Here is a 14,860-nt window from a genome sequence, read left to right as displayed (position 1 = left end):
CGTGGGCTCGGAGGCACCGCCCACGAACAGCACATCGGGCTTGGCCGCCAGCGCCTTGCTCACGCCGCTGTAGAAGTCGGTGGCGCGGTTGTAGCTCATGGGGTTCTCGGCCACCACGGTGCCGCCCAATTTCTCCCAGCCGGGCTTGAACGCCGCCGCCCAGGCCTTGGCGTAATCATGGTCGGCACCGACCATGGCCACCTTCTTGCCAAAGCGGTTCATCACGTACTTCGAGAAGGGGTCGATGTAGCTGGTGAACTCGGGCGGGATGCGCAGCGTCAGCTTGTTGCCGCGCGCCGTAATCTGCGGCACCGAGCTGTAGGCCAGCACGATGAAGTTGCTGCGCTCGTTGGTGGTCTGCAGCGCGTAGATGCCGCCCGAATGCGGCACCAAAATGGCCGCCGTCTTGTGCTGCTGCACCAGGCGCTGGGCGTTGATGGCGGTCTCAGATGGGTTGTACTTGTCGTCCAGCGGAACGATCTCGTACTTGACCTTCTTGCCGGCGATTTCGGGGTTGGCCGCATTGATCTCGGCCACGGCCATCTGCATGCCGTCCAGCGCGTTCTTGCCGTACTGCGCGGCGCCGCCCGACAGCGGGCCGGAGTAGCCGATCTTGACCACTTCCTGGGCCATCGCAGGACCGGCGGCCACGGCCGCGCAGGCCAGGGCCAGGCCCGTCAGCTGGCGGCGGGTGAATTGGGGAAATGCGCGCATGGTTGTCTCCTTGTGTATGGGTTTCGCGTGCCAAAAATCGGTGGCGGCGCGGAAGAGGCAGTACTGCCCCTTCACGCTGCGTTGGATGCTTTGCGGGGTGTCAGGCTCCGATGTACGCCTTGCGGATGGAGTCATCCGCCAGCAGCTCGGCCGGCTTGCCTTCGCGCACGATGCGGCCGTTCTCCAGCACATAGGCGCGGTGGGCAATCTTCAGCGCGGCATAGGCGTTCTGCTCGGCCAGCAGCACCGTGGTGCCCGCCTGGTTGATGCGCTGGATGACTTCGAACATCTGCTTGATGACCAGGGGCGCCAGACCCAGTGAGGGCTCGTCCAGCAGCAGCACCTTGGGCCGCCCCATCATGGCGCGACCGATGGCCACCATCTGCTGCTGGCCGCCGGACAGCGAGCCGGCCGGATCGTCCTTCTTCTGGCGCAGGATGGGGAACAGCTCCAGCACTTCCTCCAGCGTCTGGCGGCTGGGCCCCGGATCGCGGCGGTGCACATAGGCGCCCAGCTCCAGGTTCTTCTGCACCGTCATCTGCGGGAACAGCTTGCGCCCTTCGGGGCACTGCACCAGACCGCCTTGCACGATGGCCGAGGGCTTCTGCCCCACCAGTTCCTGGCCTTCCCAGGTGATGGAGCCGCCGGCGGCCTTGTGGATGCCGCTGGCCGTGAGGAACAGCGAACTCTTGCCTGCGCCATTGGCGCCCAGCAGCACCACCAGCTCCCCTTTGTCCGCATGCAGGCTAACCTGGTCCAGCGCCAGAAAGCTGCCGTATTTCAGCGAGACGTTCTCAAATTTCAACATGCTCGCTCCCCAGGTAGGCATCGATCACCGCAGGGTTGCGGCGGATCTCTTCGGGTGTGCCTTCGGCGATCTTTTCGCCGTAGCTCAGCACCAGGATCTTGTCGGCCAGGCTCATGATCATGCCCATCTTGTGTTCGATCAGCGCCACCGTGATGCCATGGCGCACGATCTTGCGGATCAGCTCGGCCAGGCCTTCGGTTTCCTCCGGGTTCACGCCGCCGGCAGGTTCATCGAGCAGCATCAGCTTGGGGTCGGTGGCCAGCGCCAGCGCAAACGCCACGCGCTTGCGCTCTTCCTGCGAGATGTCGCCCGCCACGCGGTTGGCGATGGGGGACAGGCCCACAAAATCCAGCGCCTCGCGCGCCTTCTCGCGGCACACGCGCTCTTCCTCGCGCAGGCGGCTGGAGCCGCGCAGCACATCCCACAAACCGGACTGCGTGCGCAGGCGGTGGCCCACGATCAGGTTGTCCAGCACCGTGGCGCGGTCGAACAGCGCCGTGGTCTGGAAGGTGCGCGCCACGCCCAGCCGGGCCACCTGGTCCGGGCGCAGCGAAGTCACGTCCTGCCCGTCGAAGGTGATGGTGCCGCTGGTGGGCTTGTGCATGGAGCTGATCAGGTTGAAGAACGTGGTCTTGCCTGCGCCGTTGGGCCCGATGATGGCGTTGATCTTGCCTTGCTCGATGGTGGTGGTGACGTCGTTGACCGCGGCCAGCCCACCGAACTTCTTGGTCAGGTGTTCAATCTGCAGCATGTGCCTTCCCTTCCTTGGTGGCACGGCGTGTGCGCCAGGCCATGAAACTGCCCACCACACCGTAGGGCATGAAAATCACCAGCGCCACCAGGATGGGGCCGAACACGATGAAACGGAACTCCTGCAGGAACTGCAGGTACTGGGTGATCCACGGCATGCCGATGGCGCCCAGCAGCGGGCCCAGCACCGTGCCCATGCCGCCCACCATGGCAAAGATCATCATGTCGAAGGTGTGGTGCACCGCGGCCATGTCGGGGCCGATGAAGCGCACGAAGCCGGCGTACAGGCCCCCTGCAATGCCGGCATAGAACACGCTCAGCATGAAGGCCAGCACCTTGTTGCGCATCAGGTTGATGCCCAGCGCCTCGGCCAGCTCGTCGCTGTTGCGGATGGCGATGAAGGTGCGCCCCAGCAGCGACTTGACGATGCGGCGCTTCACCCACACCAGCAGCACCAGAAAGCACAGCACGAAGTAGTACAGGCTCAGCGGCGTGTCGAACGTCAGCGCGCCAATGGCCTCGGGCTCGGGGATGCCCATGATGCCCACCGTGCCGTGGGTCAGGCCTTCCCACTTCTCGATCACCAGGAACATGATGTAGCCCACGCACAGCGTGAAGATCGAGAAGTAATGGCCTTTGAGGCGCAGCGAGATGATGCCGATCACATAGCCCAGCGCCACGCACACCACGCCGGACATCAGCAGCGAGGCCCAGAACGTCCAGCCGTGGTCCACAGTCAGAATGCCCACGGTGTACGCACCCACCGCCATGAAGCCGGCATGCGCCAGGTTCAGCTGGCCGGTGTAGCCGGTGATCAGGTTCAGCCCCAGGGTGGCGATGGCAAAGATGTAGGCCGTGCTCATCACCGTCAGGAAGTAGTCGTTGCCGGCGATCCAGGGAAAGGCAATGGCCAGCAGCAGCAAGGCGCCCCAGGCCAGTTTGCTGTCAAACAATCCGCTCATGCTCAGTGCCCTCTCTTGGCAAACAGGCCCTGCGGGCGCAGCGACAGGATGATCACCAACAGCGCGAAGGCGATGATGTCCTTGTAGTCGGTGGAGATGTAGTAGGCCCCGAAACTCTCGGCGAAGCCGATGATCAGCCCGCCCAGCACCGCCCCCGGGATGCTGCCCATGCCCCCCAGGATGATGATCACAAAGGCCTTGGTGATGACCAGCTGCCCCATGGCCGGATAGACCAGGTTGATGGGCGCATACAGCGTGGCCGCCACGGCGGCCAGCGCACCGGAGATGGCAAACGTCATCATCGCCACGCGGTTGGCATCGATACCCACCAGCGACGCGCCTTCGCGGTTCTGCGCCATGGCAATGATGGTGGAGCCGGTGGTGGTGCGCGTCAGGAACAGGTGCAGCGCCACCATCAGCGCAAACGCCGCGGCAATGATCAGCAGGCGCTGGGCCGGGGCCGTCAGACCGCCCAGTTCGATCACGCTGGTGTAGGGCGTGGGCAGGCGCTGGAAGTCCGCGCCCCACAGGGCCTGCGCACCCGCTTCCAGGAACAGCAACAGGCCGATGGAAGCGATCTTGGGGTGCAGCGGCGAAGCCTTGCGCAACGGGTGGAACACCAGCCGTTCGCTGACGATGCCCAGCACCGCCACCGTCACCGCCGCCATCACCATGGCCGACCAGTAGCCCCAGCTCCAGGCCACCATGGCGTGCAGTGCCACAAAGGCACCGATCATGTAGAAACCGCCGTGCGCGAAATTGGGCACATGCAAAATGCCGTACACCAGCGTCAGCCCCAGGGCCACCAGGCCGTAGATGCCGCCCAGCGTCAGGCCGTTGAGTACTTGCTGCAGGAAGACGTCCATCTCAGAACCTCCTCCATCGGCCGCCATCCGGTTGCCCGGCAGCGGCGCGCCATGTGTCACCACGCATGTCTCGCTCCTTGTTGAGTCTGGATCACCAGGCCCTGCTGCCATGCAGCACGGGCCTCGCGCTGTCTCCATGCTCAACAAGCCAGGGGCTGCAAACAAGAGGGGTGTTCTGCAATGCAGAACCACAAGGGCAAACCCCAACCGTTTTGGGTAACGCAGATGACAGCTGTGCCACCGCAATTTCCGCGTTCCCAGGGACAACCCTGAGGCCTCGGAAACGGTTTGCTACATGCGTATTGGAAAGCGCTGTGCACAGCAGACGATCGGCGCCTCCACCCCTGTGCGCAGGCACTGCAGTGCATCGACAACGGCCTGCACAGGCCAAAGCCTTTGGCCGCTGCCACCGGCACGCCGGCAGCGGTGCTGCGCACCGGGGCCACACCTTGCGGGGCGTGGTGGCGCAGCGTTCTGCGCGGAAGGTGCGCGCTAGTGCTGCAGCCCGCCGTACGCCGGTTGCGGCGCGGCGGCTGCGGGCGGCTGCGCGACCGCCAACGGGTCCTGCCAGTTGCGCGGCATGCCAAACACCGGCGGCTGGGTGGCACCGAAAGCCCGCGCACAGGCAGCTGCGTACAGCAGGATGGCCGAGGTGAAGTAGATCCACATCAGCAGCACCACCAGCGAACCGGCCGCGCCATAGGCCGACACCACGGCAGCAGTGGACAGGTACCAGGCAAATGCCTGCTTGCCCACGGTGAACAGCGCCGCGCCCACCATGGCGCCGAACACCAGGTAGCGCGTGGGGGGCTTGGGCCCGCTGCCCAAGCGCATCACGCCCCAGAACAGCGCCACGGACACGCCGAACGACACCAGCTCGTTGACCACCAGCATCACCTGGCCCAGCGGTGCAATCGGCAGCACCGTGCCGGCCCAGTCCGACGCCAGCTTGAGCCCGGTGGACAGCACCATGGACACCAGCAGCATCAGCCCCAGCACGACCACATAGCCCAGGCCGCGCAGGCGGATGGTGGCCATGCTCCACCAGGGCTTGGCGGGCTCGGGCGGCACATCGCGGCCCACCACCCACAGCTTGCGCAGCGAGTTCTGCAGTTCCGCAAACACCCCGGTGGCGCCCGAGGCCAGCAGCACCAGACTCAGCGCCGATGCCAGCAGGCCTTCCTTCTTGGTCTGGGCACTGGCCATGGCGGCTTTGAGCACCGAAGCGCCCTGGTCGCCCATCACCGCGCTGGCCTGGTCCAGCAGCTCGCTTTCGATCACCGACCGGTCTAGCCACCAGCCCAGCAGCGCCACGATCAGCAGCAACAGCGGCGACAGGCTGAGCATGCCGTAGAACGACAGCGCGGCACTCATGCGCAATCCATCGGCCTGCAGCCACAGCTGTACCGAATCGATCACGGGCTGTACGGGGCGCAGCAGGCGTGTGGCCCGGTGCTTCCAAAGGGTGAGGTCGAAAGCCATGCGGCCCATTGTGGCGGCACAGGCGCTGTACCGCCAGCCTCCACCAGGCCGTGGGCGCCACGGCAGCACCGCCATCGGGCGGCCTGGCGCATGGATGCCGGGGGTCATGTGCCAGGCGCGGCGGTGGCAGCGCAGGCCGCCCCAACCCACGGTCGCGGCCACGGGCGATGGCCTGCGGCAGGCGCCGCCACGGTACCTGTGACGCGAAATGTCGCCTGGATTACATCTACCGTTTGCTGAAAAAATCATCAGGGTTTCCCCTTGTCAACTACGCTGGCGTGCGGTCCGGGCGGTGTGGAACACTGCGGGTTAGCACTTAAGGTGCAACCCGAAAAAACCACAGAAGCACTGCCGCAGTGACAGTGCCATGGAAGAGACAAGCCCATGCACACCACCTTCACCCACGCATCCCCTGCGGACCGCGTGTTGTGCCCCGCATTGCGCGAACGCATCATGACGGCCGACCAGGCCGCCAGCCTGATCCAGTCCGGCATGACGCTGGGCATGAGCGGCTTCACCCCGGCGGGCGCCCCCAAGGCCGTGCCCCAGGCGCTGGCCCGCCGCATCGAGGAACAGAATGCCCACGGCGGCCAGTTCCGCATCAGCCTGTGGACCGGCGCCTCGACCTCGGCCGAACTGGACGGCGCATTGGCCAAGGTGCACGGCATCGAACGCCGCCTGCCCTACCAATCCGATCCCACGGTGCGCAAGGAAATCAATGAAGGGCGCATGCAGTACGTGGACATCCACCTCTCGCATGTGGCGCAGTATGTGTGGTTCGGTTTCCTTGGCCACCTGGATGTGGCGGTGGTCGAGGTGGCCGGCATCCTGCCCGACGGGCGCCTGATTCCGTCGACGTCGGTGGGCAACAACAAGACCTGGCTGGAGCAGGCCGACAAGATCATTCTGGAAGTCAACAGCGCCCAGCCCGCCGCGCTGGAAGGCATGCACGACATCTACTACGGCGCGGCCGTGCCGCCCCTGCGCAAGCCCATTCCCATGGTGCATCCGTACGACCGCATTGGCGACCCCTACCTGCACTGCGATCTGGACAAGGTGATCGCTGTGGTGCCCACGCAGCAGCGTGACAAGCTGGCCGGCTTCACGGCGCCCGATGCCGATTCACAGCGCATCGCCCAGCACATCATCGACTTCCTGCAGCACGAGGTGAAAGTGGGCCGCCTGCCGCCCGAGCTGCTGCCCCTGCAGTCCGGCGTGGGCAACATCGCCAACGCCGTGCTGGCCGGTCTCAACCACGGCCCGTTCGAGCAGCTGCACGCATACACCGAAGTGCTGCAGGACGGCATGCTGGACATGCTGGAATCGGGCAAGCTGGCGACGGCGTCCACCACCTCGCTGGCGCTCAGTCCGGCGGCCATGGAACGCTTTCTGGCCGACATCGACCGCTATCGCTCGCGGGTGATCCTGCGCCCGCAGGAGATCTCCAACCACCCGGAGCTGATCCGCCGCATGGGCCTGATCTCCATGAACGCGCTGATCGAGGCCGATATGTACGGCAACGTCAACAGCACGCACGTGATGGGCTCGTCGATCATGAACGGCATCGGCGGCAGCGGCGACTTTGCGCGCAACGCCTACCTGTCCATCTTCATGACACCGTCCATGGCCAAGGGCGGGAACATCAGCTGCATCGTGCCCATGGTGTCCCATGTGGACCACACCGAGCACGATGTGCAGGTCATCGTCACCGAACAGGGCCTGGCCGATCTGCGCGGTCTGGCACCGGTGCAGCGCGCGCGGCTGATCATTGCGCAGTGCGTGCACCCGGACTACCGGGAGGAGATGACCAACTACCTGGAGCGCGCGCTGCGCGATGCCCCAGGCAAGCACACGCCCCACCTGCTGGAAGAGGCCTACGCCTGGCACCAGCGCTATCTGAAGACCGGCAGCATGCACGCGGCCACACCCGTCCCCTGCGTGCGGGCGGCATAGGCTCCCGGCACGGATCGTGGGCGGGTGGCACGGGAACGACACACGGGCTGCACCAACACCGCCCGCACCAGCCCCCAAGGCGCTGCATCGCAGCGCCTTTTTTTGTTTTTTTGGAGGGGGTTGGGGAATTTTGGGCTTTTTTGAAGGCCGGGTGCACGCGGTCCTCCCGCACACCCGGCCGCCCGGTCAGAACAGCAGCGTCTTGATGAAGGGCGCCGCCAGCACGTTCACGGCTCCGGCAATCAGCATCACCAGCGATGCCATCACCGCCTGCACCTCGCCGGCCTGGCGGGCGCGCGCCACACCGCTGCCGTGGGCCGCACCGCCCCAGCAGGCACCGGTGGCCAGCTTGCTGCGGATGCGGGGCAGCAGGCGCAGCACGGTCTGGCCCAGCAGCATGGCGCTGACGCCGGTCAGCAGCACAAACAGCGCGGCCAGATCGGTGGGGCCGCCCAGCACCTTCTCAGCCTCGATGGCGAATGGCGTGGTGATGGAACGCACGGCCAGGCCTTTTTCCAGTTCCTCGGGCAGACCGAACCACTGGGCAAAGGTCACCGAGGTGCCAATGGACACCACGGTGGCCGCCAGCACGCCGGTGGCAATCGACATCCAGTGCTTGCGCAGCAGGTCCCGGTGGGCATGCAGCGGCAGCGCAAAAGCCACGGTGGTGGGCCCCAACAGCCAGACCAGCCAGTGCGTCTGGGCGTAGTACTGGGGAAAGCGCACCTGCGTGAGCAGGGCCAGCGTGACCAGCACCACGGGCGTGGCGATGATGGGCATCAACAGCACATGCGGGTGGCGGCCGTACAGGCGCTTGTTCACCGCGTAGCACGCCACGGTGGCGGCAAAGGACAGCAGGCCGATCACCTCGTTCGAGAGCATGTTCACACCTCCCCCCGCACCGCACGGCGCGCACGGGCCGTGGATTTGCGGCGCGCCAGCCACAGCTCCAGGCGGTAGACCCGGTCCACGGCCAGGGCCGTCACCGCCATCACGCAGGCGGTGCTGATCACGATCACCGCCAGGATGCGCAGGCCCTGGTGGCGGATCAGGTCGGGGTACTCGGTCACCACCAGCATGGCGGGGACAAAGAACAGCAGCATCTCGGCCATCAGCCAGTTGGTGCCGGCCTGCAGCCACTGGGCCTTGACCAGCCCCGTGAACAGGCCCACGGCCAGCAGGCCGAAGCCGATCAGCCCGGCCGGCATGCTCCAGCCAAAGTGCTGGCGCATGCCTTCCATGGCCGCCCAGATCGCACTGAGCATGCCCACCTGCACCACCACTCTGGCCAGCGGCCAGACGGACTGTGCCGCACGGAGAGTGAGGGGCCGCGCAAGCAGGGTCGGAATTCTTGACATGGGACAAAGTCTAGGGTTTACCCCTGTATTCGTAAAATGAATAATTTCCATAAAAGCCATGCTTTAAAGGAATCCCCATGGACCTGCGTGCCCTGCGCTACTTCATCGAGGTGGTGCGCCAGAACGGTTTCACCCGCGCGGCCGACACCCTGCATGTGACCCAGCCCACCATCAGCAAGATGGTCAAGGCGCTGGAGGACGAGCTGGGTGGACCGCTGCTGCTGCGCGAGGGCCGCGGGGTGCAGCTGACCGATGCCGGCCAGGTGGTCTATGACCGGGGGCAGGAGATGCTGGACCAGGCCCGGCTGCTGCGCCAGCAGGTGGCCGAGGTGGACAACATCACACGCGGCGAGTTGAGCGTGGGCATCATGCCCACCACCGGCCACTACATGGCGCCGGTGATTGCGCTGTTCCAGCAGCGCTTTCCGGGCGTGCACCTGCAGGTCAACGAACAGGGGGCACGCGCCCAGTACCAGCTGATCCAGGAGGGCAAGCTGGACATGGCGCTGGGCTTGTTCTCGGCCCCCGATCCGGCGCTGGAACGCTACACCGTGGCGCAGCAGAAAACCCGCGTGGTGCTGCCCGTGCACCGTGTGGGCGATCCCGACCGGCCGCTGCGCTGGCAGGATCTGCGCGACCTGCCCTTTGTGCTCTACACCTCGGACTTTGCGCTGCACGAGCATGTGCTGCAGCAGTGCGAGGCGGCAGGCTTTTCGCCCCAGGTCAAGGTGCAGACGCGCTACTGGGACTTCATCGGCCATCTGGTGGCCGCGGACGTGGGCGTGGCCGTGATGTTCGAGCATGTCATCGCCCGCTATGACCCCCGGCGCGTAGCCAGCCGTCCGCTGACCGAGCCGGCGATCACCTGGGATGTGGCCCTGATGTGGCGGCCCGGCTACCTGTCCCGCGCCGCGCGGGCCTGGCTGGACTGCGTGCGGGCCGTCTATCCCCGCCCCCTGCACGGGGCGGACCAGCCACCGCTTCCGCAGTCGTAGCCACCCGGATGCCCGGAGCGCCTGCCGGGGCAGCCAGCAAGCCATGCAGTGGTGCGACGTCCCAACTCTGCTGCGCCTCGCTCATACCGATGCCGATGCCGGTCCCAGCGCAGGTGCCACCCTGCGCCGGGCATTGCTGGTGTAATCGGGCAGCCCCGCCGCGGCAGGGCGCTTCACCACAACGACACCGAGACATATGCAACGCCGACATTTTCTTGCCGCTGCTGCGGCCTCCTGTGCCATTCCCACGCTGCCCGCCCGGGCGGCTGGCAAGCCCGTGCGCATCGTCGTGCCCTATGCCGCTGGCGGCGCCATCGACCTGAGCGTGCGCCGCATGGTCACCATGCTGGAGGCCGAGCTGGGCACCGTCATCATCGAGAACCGCCCGGGCGGCGGCGGGGGCATCGGCATGGCGGCCGTGGCGCGCGCACCGGCCGACGGCCTGACCCTGGGCATTGCCGCCGTGGCCACCAACGCCATCAACCCCTGGCTGTTTGCCAACCTGGCCTACGACCCGATCAAGGACTTTGCGCCCATCACCCAGATGACGCGCATCCCCAACGTGCTGGTGGTGAATACCGAGGTGGCACAGCAGCGCGGCATCGCCAGCCTGGGCGATTTTGTGGACTTTGCGCGGCGCGAATCCGGCAAGCTGACCTATGCCAGCGGCGGCAACGGCAGCGCCGGCCATCTGGCGGGCGAGATGTTCAAGCGCGAGGCCCAGGTGGACATCGTGCACGTGCCCTACAACGGCGGTGCACCGTCCCAGCTGGCCTTGCTGTCGGGCCAGGTGGACTGCTCCTTCGACAACCTGGCCAGCGCGGCGGCCAACATCCGCGCCGGCAAGCTCAAGGCCCTGGCCGTGACCACCGCCCAGCGCAGCGAACTGCTGCCCGACCTGCCGGCGGTGGCCGAGCGCTTCAAAGGCTTCCAGATCGATACCTGGTGGGGGCTGGTGGCTCCGGCCGGCACGCCCACGGAGGTAGTGCAACGCCTGAACGCCCAGGCGGTGAAAGCCTTGTACAGCGCCGAAGTGATGGCCTTGTACCGCGACATGATGATGGAAACCGTCACCAGCACCCCGGATGCCTTCGGCGCCTTCATGCGATTGGAACTGGCGCGCTACCAGCAGGTGGTGCGCATCAGCGGCGCCACCGTGGGGTGAGTGCACCGCCGTCCGCGCTGCGCACCCTCCCAGGCAGGGCCGCAGGCCCTGCCGTTTTCTGGAAAAATGCTTTTCACCTCCGCCCATGCACGATGCCTTTCTGGCCCAGCACACTGTTTTCATCACCGGCGCCGGCCGGGGCATAGGCCAGGCCGTGGCCCTGGGTCTGGCGGCCATGGGTGCCCATCTGGTGGTCAGCGACCTCGACGGTGAGGCGGCGGCGGCCACCGCCGCAGACATCCGCAGCCGTGGCGGTGTGGCTTCCAGTCTGGCGCTGGATGTGGCGGATGCCGCCGCCTGCCAGACTGCAGCGGCGACGCTGCCACTGCCTGCCGGTCACCGCCTGGTGCTGGTGAACAACGCCGGCATCCGCCCCAAGCACGCTTTCGACAGCCCGGACCGCGATGCGCAATGGCGCCGCACCATGGACATCAACCTGGACGGCGCACGCCACACCATCCTGGCCTTCCAGGCCCTGCTGGCGGCCAGCGGCGGCAATGTGGTGAACGTGGGCTCCATCTCGGCCTCGCGCGCCTCGCCGGGGTCCATCGCCTATTCCACCTCCAAGGCGGCCGTGGAGATGCTGACCAAGGTGATGGCACTGGAACTGGCCCCCCAGGGCATCCGCGTGAACGCGGTGGCACCCGGCGTGATGCTGACCGGCATGACCGAGCAGACCCGCAAGGACCCCCGGCATGTGGAATACATCCTGCGCCGCGTGCCGCTCAAGCGCTATGGCGAGCCCGCCGAGATCGCGGGGCCCGTGGCCTTTCTGGCATCGCCGCTGGCCAGCTACATCACCGCCACAGTGCTGAATGTGGACGGTGGCTATCTGGCGGCCTGATCCGGTGTGCCACTGCGTGCACCGCGCCCACGCTGCGCCGGCTATGCTGCGGCCCTGGGCAGCCGTGTCCGCTGCCGTGTTGCACTGCCATGACGCCATCCTTTCACGCCCGCCGCCACACCCTGTACCGCACCGCTGCGCTGCTGTTCGGGCTGGGCGGCTTGCCACTGCTGCACGCCATGTCTGCCACTGCCTTGCACGAAGCCGCCACACGCGGTGACACCGCCGTGCTGCGCCAGCAGCTGCAACAGGGCGTACCCGTGGATGGGCGCGACGGCGCGGGCCGCACCGCCTTGCTGGCCGCCACCCATGCCAACCAGGTGGAAGCCGCGCGCCTGCTGGTGGCCGCCGGGGCCGATGTGAATGCCAAGGACGCCATCCAGGACAGCCCCTATCTGTACGCCGGCGCACGTGGGCTGCTTGAGATCCTGCAGCTCACCCTGTCCCACGGCGCCGACCTGCGCAGCACCAACCGCTACGGCGGCACCGCCTTGATTCCCGCTGCCGAGCGCGGCCATGTGGAGGCCGTGCGTACGCTGATCACCGCCGGCGTGGAGGTGGACCACATCAACCGCCTGGGCTGGACGGCGCTGCTGGAAGCCATCTTGCTGAGCGACGGCGGCCCCCGCCACCAGCAGATCGTGCAACTGCTGCTGGCCGCTGGCGCCAACCCCAACCTGGCCGATGGCGACGGCGTGCGCCCGCTGCAGCATGCCCAGCAGCGCGGCTACACCGCCATCGCCGATCTGCTGCGCGCCGCAGGCGGGCGCTGACCTGCCCCGCAGCCCCTGGCTGCCGTGGCGCAGGGCGTGCTGCGTGCACCACCACCAAAACTATCAAGACAAGAGCAACCCACACGCACACAGCATGCGTGAACTGCCATTTTCACCAGAAGAATTTGTACAACGTCGCCGCACATGCAAGGCGCATTCACGCACCGCACTGAGGGAATCTTCGAACTGCCCGGCGGAATGCAAAGATTTTTTCAATCCACCGCCGCGCCGGAGCACGCTACCCTCGCGCCTGCGCCGACCAACGGTAGTCCCTGAAAAACGTTTTTCATTCCGGGACACCCTGCGTCCGCGGCCATAAAAAAGATTGCGCTCAGGGAGGAAAACCACATGCTCACCATCCGCCGCGGCCTGCTGCTGGCGGCCACCCTTGCCTTGGGCGGCTGCCTGTTCGACGAAGCCATGCTTCCCGAAACCCTGCACTTCCCTCCCGGAACTCCCATCACCTACGGCGGCAAGCCCGCCAAGCTCTATGGCACCGAAGCCTGTGCCCAGGGGGAGCTGGCAGGCCATTCCTGCCTGATCTTTCCGCCCAACCGCCCCACGTCCAAGGCCGTGATCATCAGCGGCCAGCGGGTGAAGGAAATCCAGGTCACCGCCAAGCGCGACCCCCAGAACCCCACGCATTTCATCGTGGTCGACGACCAGGGCCGCCGGCTGCTAAGCACCACCGGCAACCACGACGACATGGCGAATATCGAGATCGCCTACTGAGCCCCACGGCGCGCCCTTGGCGCGCCTTGCTGCCTTCCTACGCAGCGCAGCCACGGCCGGTCCGCAGGCGCCCACGCTAGCAGCGCCACCTGAACGCCAGATGAGCGAATCCCCGGGCCTGAAATACGTATTTCCCAGTGATTGCAGGCCCTGGGGCACAGGCCCAGAATAGGCACGGAACTCTTGTCCGTCTTTTCAATAACCTGGAGATAACAGATGAAAAGCACCTTGCTCGCCCTCGGCCTTGCCGCCGCCTTTCTGGCCCCTGCCGCCTACAGCAGCCCGCTGACGGCCAGCCAGCACACCCAGGTCTCCGCCGCCAAGAAGACGTCGGCACACGCCACGCCCCACAAGGCCAAGGCCACCAAGCACGCCAAGGCCAAAAAGCGCCCGCAACACATGGTCAAGAAGGCCTGATCGGCTGCGGTCCACAGACCGCAGTCCCCAAGCAAAAAGCCAAGGCATTGCCTTGGCTTTTTTGTTCCTGTGAAGTCATTGCTCGCTTTTCTGAATGCCTCCTAAGCTGAAACATTCACCAAAGAGAGGAAGCAGCGGTGCTGCAACATTCAAAATTCATCTGCTGCAATGTCTTGGGCCCAGTAATCCGCCCATGAGTGCGATCCCTTATCGCGTCGGAGCGCTCTACCACCGCAGACAAGATATCCATGCACGGTACAAAGGCCAGCAATACGGTAGTATCTCCACGCCTGCCAACCTGCCCTATGTCTTTATCTTCAGCAGTGAAGCTGGCGATGAATTTGGCTACTCCGATGGCTTTCAAACTGACGGCACTTACTGGTACACCGGTGAGGGCCAAGTCGGTGACATGCAGATGACCAAAGGCAATGCAGCCATCCTCAATCACCACCACCAAGGCAAAGCATTGCTTTTGTTTGAAGCTCCCGCGAAAGCAAGCAAAGGTTCTGTGCGCTTCGCGGGAGAGATGGCGTATATGGCCCACCACTGGGGGCAGAAACCCGACCGCACAGGACAACTGCGCCAAGCTGTTGTCTTTCACCTAGAGCTTCTGCCGGAGACCAGCGCGGCGCCTCCGCACCATCGCCACGTACAAGAAAACGCTCCGCTGTATGTCAAACGTCCTGCTGCTATGGAAAATCTGCGCCAGCAGGCCTTACGCGCAGCGCCCGCTTCCGCAACCGTGGCCGAGCGACTGATTCAGGTGCGCAACCGCGCGCAAGCGATTAAGGCCTATGCCCTTGCACACGCCCAAGGTCACTGCGAGGCCTGCCAACAGCCCGCACCATTTGAAACACGCAAAGGCCCATTTTTAGAAGTCCATCACGTGTTTCGTTTGGCCGATGGCGGGCCTGATCACCCCGACAAGGTCGTTGCTCTGTGTCCCAATTGCCATCGCAGGGCACATTACGCCAAAGACGCCGATACGTTTAACATCCAACTGCAGAACTGGTTGGCCACACACGAAAGCACATAAAAAAA

Annotated in this window: 16 protein-coding genes; 8 read left to right on the top strand and 8 right to left on the bottom strand. The window is 65.6% G+C overall.

Annotated elements, in window-relative coordinates; all coding sequences use genetic code 11:
• The 6 genes from QM470_RS21205 to QM470_RS21180 form a co-directional block, all read right to left on the bottom strand.
• Positions 1-714, bottom strand: a 714-nt coding sequence (locus tag QM470_RS21205; RefSeq protein WP_283340645.1) for an ABC transporter substrate-binding protein, incomplete at its 3' end; no start/stop codon positions are given.
• Between the two features lie 100 nt (positions 715-814).
• Positions 815-1,522: an ABC transporter ATP-binding protein gene (locus tag QM470_RS21200; protein ID WP_066538682.1), complete on the bottom strand. Its 708-nt coding sequence runs from the start codon at positions 1,520-1,522 to the stop codon at positions 815-817.
• Positions 1,509-2,273, bottom strand: coding sequence for an ABC transporter ATP-binding protein (locus QM470_RS21195; protein WP_283340644.1), 765 nt, complete (start codon positions 2,271-2,273; stop codon positions 1,509-1,511). Before QM470_RS21195 ends, QM470_RS21200 begins: the two co-directional genes overlap by 14 nt.
• The gene (locus tag QM470_RS21190) at positions 2,260-3,234 is read right to left on the bottom strand and encodes a branched-chain amino acid ABC transporter permease (RefSeq protein WP_192334608.1); all 975 of its coding nucleotides are present in this window, start codon (positions 3,232-3,234) and stop codon (positions 2,260-2,262) included. Before QM470_RS21190 ends, QM470_RS21195 begins: the two co-directional genes overlap by 14 nt.
• 2 nt (positions 3,235-3,236) lie before the next feature.
• The gene (locus QM470_RS21185; RefSeq protein ID WP_283340643.1) at positions 3,237-4,100 is read right to left on the bottom strand and encodes a branched-chain amino acid ABC transporter permease; all 864 of its coding nucleotides are present in this window, start codon (positions 4,098-4,100) and stop codon (positions 3,237-3,239) included.
• A gap of 492 nt (positions 4,101-4,592) precedes the next feature.
• Entirely contained in the window at positions 4,593-5,582 is a 990-nt protein-coding gene (locus QM470_RS21180; RefSeq protein ID WP_283340642.1) for a YihY/virulence factor BrkB family protein, read from the bottom strand.
• Positions 5,583-5,966: 384 nt separating this feature from the next.
• On the opposite strand from QM470_RS21180, the gene scpC reads away from it, so the two are divergent.
• Complete coding sequence (gene scpC / locus QM470_RS21175; protein ID WP_283340641.1) at positions 5,967-7,535, top strand: succinyl-CoA:acetate CoA-transferase ScpC; 1,569 nt, start codon at positions 5,967-5,969, stop codon at positions 7,533-7,535.
• Between the two features lie 186 nt (positions 7,536-7,721).
• Here scpC and QM470_RS21170 read toward each other — a convergent pair whose 3' ends face one another.
• Positions 7,722-8,417 (bottom strand): LrgB family protein, encoded by a 696-nt coding sequence (locus tag QM470_RS21170; protein ID WP_280025142.1) that lies wholly within the window; start codon positions 8,415-8,417, stop codon positions 7,722-7,724.
• Between the two features lie 2 nt (positions 8,418-8,419).
• Positions 8,420-8,893 (bottom strand): CidA/LrgA family protein, encoded by a 474-nt coding sequence (locus tag QM470_RS21165; protein ID WP_283340640.1) that lies wholly within the window; start codon positions 8,891-8,893, stop codon positions 8,420-8,422.
• 77 nt (positions 8,894-8,970) lie between these two features.
• On the opposite strand from QM470_RS21165, the gene QM470_RS21160 reads away from it, so the two are divergent.
• The 7 genes from QM470_RS21160 (at position 8,971) to QM470_RS21130 (ending at position 14,855) form a co-directional block, all read left to right on the top strand.
• On the top strand, positions 8,971-9,888 hold the full coding sequence (locus QM470_RS21160) for a LysR family transcriptional regulator (protein ID WP_283340639.1): 918 nt from the start codon (positions 8,971-8,973) through the stop codon (positions 9,886-9,888).
• Positions 9,889-10,084: 196 nt separating this feature from the next.
• A complete protein-coding gene (locus QM470_RS21155; RefSeq protein WP_283340638.1) occupies positions 10,085-11,053 on the top strand; it encodes a tripartite tricarboxylate transporter substrate binding protein in 969 nt (322 codons plus the stop codon).
• Positions 11,054-11,138: 85 nt separating this feature from the next.
• Positions 11,139-11,897, top strand: a complete 759-nt coding sequence (locus QM470_RS21150; protein ID WP_283340637.1) for an SDR family NAD(P)-dependent oxidoreductase — start codon at positions 11,139-11,141, stop codon at positions 11,895-11,897.
• 89 nt (positions 11,898-11,986) lie between these two features.
• Positions 11,987-12,670: an ankyrin repeat domain-containing protein gene (locus QM470_RS21145; RefSeq protein WP_283340636.1), complete on the top strand. Its 684-nt coding sequence runs from the start codon at positions 11,987-11,989 to the stop codon at positions 12,668-12,670.
• 348 nt (positions 12,671-13,018) lie between these two features.
• Positions 13,019-13,402, top strand: coding sequence for a hypothetical protein (locus QM470_RS21140; RefSeq protein ID WP_283340635.1), 384 nt, complete (start codon positions 13,019-13,021; stop codon positions 13,400-13,402).
• Positions 13,403-13,618: 216 nt separating this feature from the next.
• Complete coding sequence (locus QM470_RS21135) at positions 13,619-13,819, top strand: hypothetical protein (RefSeq protein ID WP_066538664.1); 201 nt, start codon at positions 13,619-13,621, stop codon at positions 13,817-13,819.
• A 193-nt stretch (positions 13,820-14,012) separates the two neighbouring features.
• On the top strand, positions 14,013-14,855 hold the full coding sequence (locus QM470_RS21130) for an HNH endonuclease (RefSeq protein ID WP_283340634.1): 843 nt from the start codon (positions 14,013-14,015) through the stop codon (positions 14,853-14,855).
• Positions 14,856-14,860: the final 5 nt, after the last annotated feature.

The sequence above is a fragment of the Comamonas sp. 17RB genome (assembly GCF_030056555.1).
Classification (GTDB): Bacteria; Pseudomonadota; Gammaproteobacteria; order Burkholderiales; family Burkholderiaceae_C; genus Comamonas; species Comamonas terrigena.
The sequence above is the reverse complement of the archived record's forward strand: the minus strand, read 5'-3'. Positions and strand labels throughout refer to the sequence as shown.

Bases quoted from the DNA above. Each gene is read 5' to 3' on its own strand.
- QM470_RS21200 (WP_066538682.1), bottom strand. From the start codon at position 1,522: ATGTTGAAATTTGAGAACGTCTCGCTGAAATACGGCAGCTTTCTGGCG.
- QM470_RS21195 (WP_283340644.1), bottom strand. From the start codon at position 2,273: ATGCTGCAGATTGAACACCTGACCAAGAAGTTCGGTGGGCTGGCCGCG.
- QM470_RS21190 (WP_192334608.1), bottom strand. From the start codon at position 3,234: ATGAGCGGATTGTTTGACAGCAAACTGGCCTGGGGCGCCTTGCTGCTG.
- QM470_RS21185 (WP_283340643.1), bottom strand. From the start codon at position 4,100: ATGGACGTCTTCCTGCAGCAAGTACTCAACGGCCTGACGCTGGGCGGC.
- QM470_RS21180 (WP_283340642.1), bottom strand. From the start codon at position 5,582: ATGGCTTTCGACCTCACCCTTTGGAAGCACCGGGCCACACGCCTGCTG.
- scpC (WP_283340641.1), top strand. From the start codon at position 5,967: ATGCACACCACCTTCACCCACGCATCCCCTGCGGACCGCGTGTTGTGC.
- QM470_RS21170 (WP_280025142.1), bottom strand. From the start codon at position 8,417: ATGCTCTCGAACGAGGTGATCGGCCTGCTGTCCTTTGCCGCCACCGTG.
- QM470_RS21165 (WP_283340640.1), bottom strand. From the start codon at position 8,893: ATGTCAAGAATTCCGACCCTGCTTGCGCGGCCCCTCACTCTCCGTGCG.
- QM470_RS21160 (WP_283340639.1), top strand. From the start codon at position 8,971: ATGGACCTGCGTGCCCTGCGCTACTTCATCGAGGTGGTGCGCCAGAAC.
- QM470_RS21155 (WP_283340638.1), top strand. From the start codon at position 10,085: ATGCAACGCCGACATTTTCTTGCCGCTGCTGCGGCCTCCTGTGCCATT.
- QM470_RS21150 (WP_283340637.1), top strand. From the start codon at position 11,139: ATGCACGATGCCTTTCTGGCCCAGCACACTGTTTTCATCACCGGCGCC.
- QM470_RS21145 (WP_283340636.1), top strand. From the start codon at position 11,987: ATGACGCCATCCTTTCACGCCCGCCGCCACACCCTGTACCGCACCGCT.
- QM470_RS21140 (WP_283340635.1), top strand. From the start codon at position 13,019: ATGCTCACCATCCGCCGCGGCCTGCTGCTGGCGGCCACCCTTGCCTTG.
- QM470_RS21135 (WP_066538664.1), top strand. From the start codon at position 13,619: ATGAAAAGCACCTTGCTCGCCCTCGGCCTTGCCGCCGCCTTTCTGGCC.
- QM470_RS21130 (WP_283340634.1), top strand. From the start codon at position 14,013: ATGAGTGCGATCCCTTATCGCGTCGGAGCGCTCTACCACCGCAGACAA.